Annotated in this window: 10 protein-coding genes and 1 pseudogene; 5 read left to right on the forward strand and 6 right to left on the reverse strand. The window is 31.6% G+C overall.

Annotated elements, in window-relative coordinates:
- The 4 genes and pseudogenes from ACWVCY_RS04940 to ACWVCY_RS04955 form a co-directional block, all read right to left on the reverse strand.
- Positions 1-902 (reverse strand): annotated as a pseudogene (locus ACWVCY_RS04940) (hypothetical protein); the annotation flags it as partial.
- 24 nt (positions 903-926) lie between these two features.
- Positions 927-2,042: a hypothetical protein gene (locus ACWVCY_RS04945; protein WP_455140770.1), complete on the reverse strand. Its 1,116-nt coding sequence runs from the start codon at positions 2,040-2,042 to the stop codon at positions 927-929.
- A gap of 98 nt (positions 2,043-2,140) precedes the next feature.
- The gene (locus tag ACWVCY_RS04950; protein WP_455140772.1) at positions 2,141-4,276 is read right to left on the reverse strand and encodes a WD40 repeat domain-containing protein; all 2,136 of its coding nucleotides are present in this window, start codon (positions 4,274-4,276) and stop codon (positions 2,141-2,143) included.
- A gap of 151 nt (positions 4,277-4,427) precedes the next feature.
- Positions 4,428-5,132 carry an HAD family hydrolase gene (locus ACWVCY_RS04955; protein ID WP_455140773.1) on the reverse strand — a complete coding sequence of 235 codons (705 nt, stop codon included), beginning with the start codon at positions 5,130-5,132 and terminating at the stop codon, positions 4,428-4,430.
- A 456-nt stretch (positions 5,133-5,588) separates the two neighbouring features.
- Between ACWVCY_RS04955 and ACWVCY_RS04960 the strand changes: the two genes are divergently transcribed.
- A complete protein-coding gene (locus ACWVCY_RS04960) occupies positions 5,589-5,945 on the forward strand; it encodes a hypothetical protein (RefSeq protein ID WP_455140774.1) in 357 nt (118 codons plus the stop codon).
- A gap of 43 nt (positions 5,946-5,988) precedes the next feature.
- On the opposite strand, the gene ACWVCY_RS04965 is transcribed toward ACWVCY_RS04960, so the two are convergent.
- Positions 5,989-6,441, reverse strand: coding sequence for a deoxycytidylate deaminase (locus tag ACWVCY_RS04965; RefSeq protein WP_455140775.1), 453 nt, complete (start codon positions 6,439-6,441; stop codon positions 5,989-5,991).
- A gap of 192 nt (positions 6,442-6,633) precedes the next feature.
- Here ACWVCY_RS04965 and ACWVCY_RS04970 point away from each other — a divergent pair, with 192 nt between their 5' ends.
- Both ACWVCY_RS04970 and ACWVCY_RS04975 read left to right on the forward strand, forming a co-directional pair.
- Positions 6,634-7,002, forward strand: coding sequence for a hypothetical protein (locus tag ACWVCY_RS04970; RefSeq protein ID WP_455140776.1), 369 nt, complete (start codon positions 6,634-6,636; stop codon positions 7,000-7,002).
- 42 nt (positions 7,003-7,044) lie between these two features.
- Positions 7,045-7,572 carry a molybdopterin-guanine dinucleotide biosynthesis protein B gene (locus tag ACWVCY_RS04975; protein WP_455140777.1) on the forward strand — a complete coding sequence of 176 codons (528 nt, stop codon included), beginning with the start codon at positions 7,045-7,047 and terminating at the stop codon, positions 7,570-7,572.
- A gap of 23 nt (positions 7,573-7,595) precedes the next feature.
- Here the strand turns inward: ACWVCY_RS04975 and ACWVCY_RS04980 are convergent, their stop codons facing one another.
- On the reverse strand, positions 7,596-8,435 hold the full coding sequence (locus tag ACWVCY_RS04980; protein ID WP_455140778.1) for an isopentenyl phosphate kinase: 840 nt from the start codon (positions 8,433-8,435) through the stop codon (positions 7,596-7,598).
- 106 nt (positions 8,436-8,541) lie between these two features.
- Between ACWVCY_RS04980 and ligA the strand changes: the two genes are divergently transcribed.
- The gene (gene ligA, locus ACWVCY_RS04985) at positions 8,542-10,509 is read left to right on the forward strand and encodes an NAD-dependent DNA ligase LigA (RefSeq protein WP_455140779.1); all 1,968 of its coding nucleotides are present in this window, start codon (positions 8,542-8,544) and stop codon (positions 10,507-10,509) included.
- Between the two features lie 92 nt (positions 10,510-10,601).
- The coding region (locus ACWVCY_RS04990; protein WP_455140781.1) for a hypothetical protein at positions 10,602-11,403 on the forward strand (802 nt) is incomplete at its 3' end.

An 11,403-nucleotide genomic window follows, 5' to 3' on the forward strand; every position in this document is an offset into this window, starting at 1 on the left:
CCATTGTGTCTTTTAACAGAGTCTATTGCGTCAGAAGTACAATCAACTGTTAATATAACTTTCCTTCTTTTAGGATCTGAAAAGTTTAAATGATCTATAAAAAAGGAAATCATAGCAGTTGAAGATATGAACTTCCCATTCTCATCGATAATAGCAAAACGATCACCATCACCATCTTGGGCTATACCAATATCTGCTCCTTCATTCACGACAGTCTCTTTAAGACTAGATAGGTTAGCATCAGTAGGTTCACTAGGTCTGCCAGAAAAAAATCCATCTAACTTCTCATTTAGAGTAATAACGCGTTTAATACCAATTAATTGTAATACTTTGGGTAATAAAAGGCTGGGAACATTATTTGCGCAATCAACACAAATTGTTTGTGGTTTCTGTTTTATTTTTACAGATTTTAAAAGATAATCAAGATAACTAGAAATGTAATCATCTGGGGATTGATAATTATTTACCCCAACTGAATCCCATGCTACATTGAGATTATATTTTCCAATTTTAAACCTAGACTGTAGAAAATTTTCAACTTTTTCTTCAAAAAGTTGTCCACCTTCTCCTCCGTCCAAAAAAAACTTAAATCCATTATTCTGAGGGGGATTATGGGAAGCTGTAATCATAATTCCCATTGTGTCATACATTTTAGAAATAAAAGAAATTACTGGTGTAGGAACTTTACCAATATCTACTATATTTTTCCCCATAGAATTATATCCACTAATAAAAGATGACTTCAGCACATCTGAGGTTAAACGAATGTCTGAAGCTATAAAAGTATGACTAGAAGCAAAAAAGTCGAAACTACCAACTGCTAATCCTAGTTCAAATGCAAATTTTGGTGAAACAAACTCAAAATTTCCTCGTATTCCTGAACTTCCAAACAATTTGCCCAAAAATAATCTCTCACTTTTATTATATTATACAGATTCTTCCTTCTGAGAAGAAAAGAGAGAGTCAAAATTATTTTCTTCTTTTTCTTTTTTAGGAAGAACTTTATCATTTTGGATCAATGGACTTCCATGGGTATCTACTAGAGTTACAGAGGTTATTCCGAACCCTACATTAATAGAATCACATATTTCTTGATAAAAACGACCCTGGAAAAATATACTATAAAATAAGGCAATTAAAATGACAATAAGAGAGATATTAGTTATGCAAAAGAAAATTAATCCAAGAATTAATTCAGCTCTAGCTTGAAGCAGCGTAAAAGTTGGTTCAGACACAACATTTGCTCCTAATCCAAATACTGCTGCAATTGTTATGAAACCTCCCGTTATTGAGGAAACTTTTCGTCCTACAAACCAATTTAATTTTGTTCCCTTTTGATAAGCCTTCAGCTTTGCATCAATTAACATCCAAGAGAGCGGATAAATCAGGGTAAATACTAAAGGTACAAGGATGAATAAAATGATTGTTCGAATAATAAACAATAATGTCGCTTCCAGGATGTTTCCTCCAGGGTTTAAAATCCTTCCAGGATCATTATTTGTAATTAAACCAGCAATTAAGGTCATCAAGAAGGCTGAAACCGAAACCCAAGCTATTATTAAAGCAATGTATTTATTCAAAATGTGAGGCATCGCAATTTTCCTCTTCTCTTCTGGAATAAATTCAAGATAATGTACATCACCTTTTGTAAATATAAATTTCAATATTTTATTATCTACTAGTAAATGTGCGATAATAGGAGTGATTTTTAGCCCTAATAAGAACCAAAGATAAATCACAACAAAAGCTACGATAAAACTAATAGGTATAGCAAATAAGTTTACACGAATTAGATTAAAACGAAGATTACCATTAACAACCTCAATACCAGGAAGAAATATTAGAAATAGAGAAATTATTGAAAGAATTATGGTAATAATAAGGCCTGACCTAGCAAATTGAAATTCAGTACTCCTCAAAGTCAGAAACATTTCTTTAAGAGTTTCAAACATGTATTTTGATACCTGTTCCCCTCTTTTTACTGAATTTCGTTCTTTTTGATGTTCTGACTCGATCTTGAAATTTGAATTTTCTTCTTTCATTTTTGATTTCTTCCTTTCTAAGAATTATATGTTCAATTTATATTTGTAAAGATAGAGAGCTTATTAAATCATATAATATCCTATCATTAGTATGAATTTCACTTATTTGATTGTCTCTTTTTTCCCCAATCTATGCTTTTCCAATTTGAGCTTTTAGCTTCTTCTGTAGAATCCCTAGGATCGATTTCAGAGGTAGTTATTACTTCTTTTTTCGTTTTCTCTAATTTAATGTTCACTTTATTCAATAAGCTTTCAACCTCTTTACTAAGTGGAATAGCATCAATATTAAAGTCTTGAAGATTAGGGATTATAAGATCCTTCATCTGTGAAGAGATAGTTTTAAGGTAATCCAAAATATTTTCAAGTGATTCTATATTTTGGTTTTTAGTTGTTAATAAAGACTCGCTATTTTGAATTATCTCTCTTTCAGATTGTTCAGTGGGAGCAAACTCTATAAATGCTTCAGATTTAGTAAATTCCTCAACTTTTATTTCAAGTTTAGAAAATATAGTTTCATTGATGTCCACAGAATAGCCTACAGAAATCACTTTTTTTGGCTTTTTTAACCATTTAATAGCTTTAATTGGTTCAATATGTTGGCAAATCTCCTGATGATCCTCAACACGTGATCCAGTATACATAATACTGATTAATCTATTTTGAGAAGCATATAAAATCGTTGAAGGATCAATTATTTTTATTTGTTGAATTGGAAGGTCTTCTTTGTGGTGTGCACGACGACGATTAGAGATTTTTTCATAAAAATTTAATTCTCCGTTTAGATGTCCAGTTATATAAAAGTCTAGATCAGTTACTGTTTCAATAACTCTAATTGGGGACTCTAGGGTAATAGAACTAAGTAATTTTCCATCTTTTTTCCAAAACTTTAATGATTTATCATCAGAACCAGAAATTATTATATCATCATTCATAAAACGAACTGAACGAATATAATCTGTATGTGCTTCCCAAGAATTAATCTCAATGCCATCTAAAGAAAAGACACGAATACTATTATCTCCACTACAAGCAGCGATAAAAACCTCCTGAGAAGGATTGGATGCTAATACAGAAACTAAAGGCACATCTTTTATCTTCTTAATTAAGCTATTTCTTGTTAAATCCCAGATGCTAATCGAATCATCATATGAACCAGCAATTACTAAATTATGAATTGAAAGATAAATTATTGAGGAAATAGATTCATTATGTACTGCTAGTATCTGTTCCTTTCCTGTTCTGAAATCTAATAAATGGACTTTTTTATCTCCAGAACCGAATATTATCTGATTCTCATCTAGAAAAACAGCAGATTCAACTGAATTGAATCTTCCTAAAATTTTTGATTTAAGATCACCTTGAAGCGTAAAGAGTGAAATATTATTTTCCTCTGTGCCTTTTAAAATTTCACCTGAAGATAGGATTATAACATTACTACCTGAAAGCTCTTGATGAAGACTTAAGACCTCTCTTGATTTAGTATCTACTATAAGGAGATTTCTTTCTCCGGTTACAGCAATTATACCGATATTTGAGTTAAAATCTACTGATAAAGGTGTAAAATCTATTTTAAAGCCAAATTGAGGATTAAAATCTAAGTCAAGTATTTTTCCTGTACCATCCTCTGAAACAGTTACAAGATTCGATCGATGTAAACACATCGATGTAATGAGTCCATCATGAACTAGAATTTCATTAAAGATTGTTCTATTCTGACTATCAATTACAATAATTTGACCATTGCGTTTGGAAACAGCTAAATATCTATCATCAATCCAAACTAATGAGTCTCCAGACAAATTTTCAACTAAAACTTTATTACCACTAATTGTTTTCTGTTTGTGATTATAAAAATGTATTTCATCATCATAAGTAGCAAAAGCGGTTAATTGACTACAGGGATTTGTCCCAAAAATATTCCTAAAGACAAAAGAATCACTTATCAATTCTATGGAATCCGTAACGAGATTGTATATGTAAGCTTTTGAAGTATCTGCTAGTATAACAATAATTGCAGAATCATTTGGCATTACTTCAAGTCCTTCAATTGCTTCTGAAAAATTAAATAAAACTTTTTCTTGATTCTTACCATTCCATATTCTTACTGTGCCATCAAATGAACAAGAAGCAAACCAATCAGAGAAATGAAATTTTGCTAACCGCATTACAGAAAATCGATGCCCTATAAGTCCAGAATATAAATTTTTTTGTGTTGGGGTTAAATCCCGAAGCATTTAATCTCTCTCGCATGTTAATTTAGAATATATTGCAATTATAATTAGTATAATCCAATACTAAAACATGTACTATTAAGAAGTATATTGAATAAAAGTCATAACTATTATCATTAAAATGAAAATTCATTCCAATAATAACCATTAGATATTAGAAATAATTAAGTACTTCTTTCAGATGTGTAATACGAGGACAACGAACCTCAGGCTGAAAAGGTCTTCCATGCATTCCTCTCGGACCCTTATCAAAGAAAATAACATTCATATTTAGCATCATTGCTGGTATGATGTCTGTTTTATAGTCATCAGCAATGTATACTGTTTCTCTTGCTTTGATACCTGAGAAATCCGACAAAGCAATTCTGAATATCTCTTCAGATGGTTTATTTGTACCTACATCTTCAGAATAGGTTATAGATTCGAAGAATTCTAGTATATTTAATTCAGCTAGGATCTCTAAAAGTGATTCATCCCAGTTTGAGATCAAACCTAGCCTATATTTTCCTTTCAAATGCATAAGGACTTCCATTGCCCCTTCTTCTAAAATATAATCAAATTGTAACATATCAGCAAGTTTTTTTTCAATAGAATTGATTGTTTTTCTATTCTTAAAACCAAGAGAATTATAAAAAATATTTTGATACTTTCTCTGATCTAAATCACTAAATAAAGAATAATTTGTTCGAGATAAAGCCCAATGCTCAGCATTTGAAAAAGCCTGAAAAACTAATTGAGGAGAAATTTCCTTGCCAGTAATTTCAGACAAAAGATGTGAATAATATGAAGGAAGATTGGTTCCTTTCAATTGAAAAAGTGTTCCACCTCCATTAAAAAAAATTACTTTGCTTTCTTTCATATATAAACCCAATCAAAAAATTACTTTTTTAAAAATCAGAAAAATCAGTCTTATAGCTGAATAAAAGGTTAATCTTAAAAATCTGATGAGGATTAATATACCTAGAGATTCAAACGCTAAATTGAATCTTATATCTTCCACCTAACCGAATGACTTGAATTATAGCTTTTATCCTAAAGAGAATAAATGGGAGATAGGCTTATAATTCGTATCTGTAATAGTTTAAACATAAGAAATCAGGTTACAACAATTAGATTATAGACATCAAGCTTCCGCTGGATACTATGATGTCTTAAGGACAAAATCGATAAATCTAAATATGATTTGAAGATCAAGTCTAGTATTTGGAAAAAATCAGACCGTATTTAGCTCCCTCGAATGTGGGAGAACCAAACAACGATTACTATTCACTCGTCTTAAAATGAAGAAGAGTGAAATTGACTTCAGGTGATTACTTTGACTGCCTATTCAAAAAAGAAAAACCGAGGGCGCACAGAAGTAGACATTGCGACCCAATACTTTGCTGAAGAAGAAGAAAAGACGAGAAAAATCGTGGCAATGAAGAAGCATAAAATTGTTTCTAATAGGAAGCCAGAATCCTCGTTTAACCAACCTAAAATAGAGAAGAAGGAAACTCATCAAACAAAACCGATAATTATTAAATCAAGATCATCTACTAATAAATCTTTATCTTTGAAGGATAATCTGAAAGGAAAACAGGACAAAAGAAGATCTATAGTAAAAAAAATCCGTAAGAATAGACGAAGAATTAAAAATACACGCAATCAGTACTTTCAAAGGTATAATGTTTAATACTTCGGAGGATGGGATATTAAGCAACCTTCTTCTCTTTTTTTTACATGTTTACCTCTGAAGAATGAAGTGGAAGGAATTTCAATTCGATTCCTGCTTCTTGAGCAGCTTCAAAAATCCTATTATCCCTATAAAACTCACCATAAATTACTCTAATAATACCAGAATTTGCTAACAATTTAAAACAAGTCCAACAGGGGGAAGCTGTAATGTAAATTTCAGCTTTATTGATTGTAACCCCATTCTTTGCTGCTTGTGCTATTGCGTTAGATTCAGCATGTACAGTTCGTACACAATGATCATTTTCCATCAAATGACCAATTTCATCGCAATGAGCCAAACCTCGTATTGAACCATTATAACCTGTTGAAAGAATTGTTTTATCTCTTACAATAACGGCACCAATGTGTTTACGATTGCAAGTGCTTCTACTCGCCACTTGTAAGGCAATTTTCATAAAATATTGTTCCCAAGGGATTCTTTTGTTCGATTCCAAGGTAGGTCTCTCAGGATTCAGTTATTTATTTTTTATACGTAGAGAATAAAGAGAAGTAATAAATCCATCTATCTTGAATAACTGTAAGTATCTTCAAAAACCAGTATAAAATAATTTAGAAACACAATAATATTATCAAGACTTGCACTCAAGCAAATCAAAAAAAGGAAAAAACCCTAGGAAGATTATAAATTGACGAAACGAAGATATAAATCAAAATGGCATCGATATGGATCATTAATCAGTGTAGTACTTGTTGCTCTTGGTGGATTATTTATGATCTTATACGGTGTAATTGGGTTACTTAAGCAAACCGCACCTGAAACTTATTTTTTACTAAATTATATAAGCCTGTCTGTCGAATTTATGATTTTTTTTAGTATGGTTTCAATTATAGCAGGTATTGGAATTCTAGTTGTTTCAGTTCAACAAAAACCACATGAAAAGAAAACAGCAACATGGATGGTTATTGCTGCAATCCTTGGGGTTCTTGGAGGTACAATAGGCGGATTAATTGTGTTTGGTGGAGTTTTAATCTATTTTATACTATATCTAATATAATTAAAGAAGGATTTTCCTTAATATAGGGAGGAAATTTGAAAATTGGATCTTAGAACTCTTGGTATCGTTGGAAGTAGAAATTCAGGAAAAACCACAGCTATAATAGAGTTATCTAATATTCTAACTCAATATAATCTCAAATTTGCTATTATAAAATTCATGCATCATAGATATGATTTTGATTTAGATAAAAAAGACTCAAAAATATTCAAGGTGACAAATGCAAAGATAATTATTTCAGCTTCCCCTTTTGAAACTGTTATTTATAAACCACAAAAATCTAGAACGAATTTGAAAATATTAAAAGAATTTCTACCTTCTGATCTAGAAATTTTACTGTGTGAAAGCTATCCAGCAGATGAAAGTGAGAAAATCCCCTTAATTTATTCCTGTTTTGATAAGGATGATTATTTGAGTACAAAAATAAGATATTTCAATCAAAAACCTCTCTTCATAACAGGGAAAATAGCTGATTCGACCTTAAATAGCTTAGACAACCTTCCAATTTTATCTTTTTCGAAACAATCTGATATAAAAACAATTTTAGAGATACTAAACCTTCAAAAATAAGAATACTAATAATATTTAATTTTTTATGAATGAAAACGAGTATATTTCTCCTTTTGGCCATTTAAAAGGGCAGTTAAGACTCCTTTCCGCTTTAAATTCAATAAAATGACCTCTGGTACTCCAGAATGAAGAAGATTTTTAATTTCGATTAGTTTCCCTTTCATCTGTCCTGAAGCGTCACCTTCACTTAATTTATTAATTAGGCTATTTATTTGTTCTAAATTCAAATCATTAAAAAAATGAGCTTTTGTATCAATCTTGGGATCACGATCATATAATCCATCAATATCAGATCCAAAAACTATTCTTCTAGGTTTGAGTCTATATGCTAAATCAGCAATTATTTGATCCCCTGACAAAACACTATACCCCATACTATAATCAGGCACCATATCCCCTGAAATTACTGGAATCATTCCTAAATTTAGAAAATGTGTAATATTATCAATATAAGAAACTTGAATTCGCATTTTATCAGATATATACATACTAGAAGCATAAAATTGTACTACAGGAAGACTATTTTCTAAAAAAACTTCTAATAAAAGTTGTCGTATTTTATTTACTTCGATTTGAGCCTTAACTAACCCTAAATGCTGTTCTATTGAACCATTATTGCCTTTATGTAATTGATGCTTAAGAACAGTAAAATGCCCTGGAGATCCAACTCCTGTAATAATAATCATCCTTTTTGCATGGGTATATCCATTTTTTATCTCTTCAACGACTTGATTAATCGTTGAAAGATCGATATTAAGTGCATTCTTGATATCTTCTTGGTCATTACTTTTTAATGCATTATAAAGAAGTGTCTTGTCCGAGATGGTAGAACCACCTATTTTCAGTAACAAATCAATTTCCATTTGTCGAGCCCAACATTTTTTATTTTTGTATCTTCCAGTCTATTTATTTTTAAATTATCTTACTAAGCTATAAAACAAAATATTAAAGGTTCCAATCAGGATGGATATGAGTCAAGAAGAAATCAAAGGAGAGATTATGAAGCTTACAGAACAAATTCTTTATCATAAAAAGAAATATTATGATGGTGAGCCTGAAATCTCTGATGAAGCCTATGATGCCCTTGAAAACAAGCTTAGAGAATTGGACCCAAACAACCCTGTTCTTTTCATCGTAGGTACGCCAGAAGGAGGAAAAGTAACTCATGATACTCCGATGCTTTCATGCCAAAAAGCTAATAACATTGATGACATTCTTCGATGGAGCAATGGAAATTCAATATCAATTGATTATAAAATTGACGGACTTTCATTATCATTAACTTATTTAAATGGAAGATTCCTCCAAGCAGCAACTCGTGGTAATGGTCTAGCTGGTGATGATTCTACGATTCAAGTTATGAAAATAAAATCAATTCCAAAAGAAATTCCAATTAAAGAGAGAATTAATATAAGGGGGGAATTATTTATGCCTATCTCCGAGTTTAATCGAATAAATAAGGAAGAACCAACGGATTATAATAGTCCAAGAAACCTTGCAGTTGGAACTTTAAAGCAAAAAGATTTAAAATTACTAGAAAAGAGGAAACTTAAATTCCGTGCCTTCGAATTAATAGGTTATAGAGAGAATTCTGATCTTCTAGCAAAGCATCAAATCCTGAAGGAATGGGGGTTTTCAACAGCCTATTTAACAACAATTGAATCACCAACTATTGAAAATATTTCTAAAATTTTTAAAGATGTAGAGTCTAAGCGATCGAAACTCGATTTTGAGATTGATGGATTAATTCTTAAATATAATGAAGCAAAGAGTAGGAATCTATCAGGTTCTACTGAACATCACCCTAAATGGATGATTGCCTTAAAATTTTCTAGTGATGGAGAGAAGTCAATTATTAAAAAAATCACTTGGCAGGTGGGTAGAACTGGTGTTTTAACCCCTGTAGCGGAAATTGAACCTGTTAAAATAATGGGAGCGGAAATCCGTCGTGCAACTTTTCATAATGCTGAATTTCTTGAAAATCTGAACGCAGCTCCTGGGGATACTATTATGGTAATAAGATCAGGAGACGTTATCCCAAAGATAACCGATATAATTGAAAAAGGAACAAACAATATCAAATTACCAAATCAATGTCCTTCTTGCAAATCGAATCTTAGAAGAGAGGGAGTAAATCTAGTATGCACTGGAGTAACTTGTCGTGAAAAAGAAATTCAACAAATCCGACATTGGGTAAAGACTACTGAAATAATAGGATTAGGCCCAAAAAATATCACTAAATTGTATGATGAAGGTTTAATAAAGCATTTTTCTGATTTGTATGATCCCAAACTCACAAAATCGAAATTAATTACTCATTTAGGAAAGAATGGGGAAAAAATCTATCAAAGTATCAAGTCAACTCGGGAACTTCCATTTGCAATTTTTCTTGCAGGACTTGGAATTGAATCTTTAGGCAAAAAAATGGGAAAGGTTCTTGCTTCAAAATATTCCTCATTTGAGGAATTAAAAAAGACGACCATTCAGCAATTAATTCAATTTGAAGGTATCTCTGAAATAACAGCAACAAATATCCTAAAAGGAGTTCAAAATCCAAATCTCGGTGACGAATTAATTGAAAAAGGTATAAGAATTCTATATAGAAAAGATTATAAAAGGAAAAAACATACTTCAGTTCAAGGAACACCATTAACTGCCTTTTTACGACCTGAGGAATTCAAAGAATCATCTAACTCCCAAAAATTAGTTGGTAAAGGAAAAAAAATCTATATCACCGGAAAAATAGGGGGAATGACCAAAGATGAAGTCCAAAAATATGTTGAATCACTAGGGTATGAATGGTCATCTTCTATATCAAAAAATTTGGATTTATTAGTGACTGGTGAAAAAGCAGGTAAGAAAAAACTAGATAAAGCATTGGAATTAGGGATAGAAGTTAACTCTTGGGAAGATTTCCAAAGTAAATTACAAAATTAATACAATAAGCATTATTTTTCTATTGAGTTACTTTTAAGAAAGAGCAATATAAAAAATCTAGTAGAAATCCTCTTTTATTTAAGTGAATAACTATGTATGAAACTGAATCAGATGACGTACGAACAATAAAAGGATTACCTCTTTGGCAAGCAGCTTTAGCAGCCATAATTTTTCCTATTATTATTGCCATAGTCTTTGGAATACTAGGAGCGAAAACCAATCCATTACTAATGCAGGTTGAACTACTATTAGTAATCATTGCATTTTGTCTAACTGGTATTCTCACCCGATCAAAACTTATGGGATTATTGACGATAATTACAGCTCCTATTTCTTGGCTAGGGCTATTTTTATTAACCACGATTACTGGTGGCGCTATTCCAAATCCATTTGGGCTATTCACGGCCCTCTCAGAACCAGTTACTGTGCTTCTTGAAAATTCCTCACTTGGAATCACTCCTGAAACTCAAGAATTAGTTGATTTAATGATTCAAGCCGCACCTATTGTAGATCTGCTCTTTGTTGAGATCTTAGCCTTTACATTAGGATTTCTTTTCGCAGCAATAGCTACAGGATTTTGGACTAAAAAAGAAGGAAAATTATCAATATTTTCTGTTATCATGAAACCCATTGCGGCAATTTTGGTTATTATCATATTGATAACCATTCCCTTCGTCTATCACGGAGTTGCTAATTTTACAGATGGTGGAATATCTATGGTTGCAGGAGCAGCAGAATTCCTGAGCGCTTTTGGTATGCTTGGAGGTGGTTCAGGTGCTCAAACTGTAGATATAGATTTAAATGACCCAATGGTGTTAGCGAGTTTGACAGCTGCTGCTGAGAAAGCTCAAGAACTATTCAAAAGATCTGCTTTAGCTTTCGATCAAGTTCAAG

Source organism: Candidatus Hodarchaeum mangrovi (assembly GCF_975850365.1).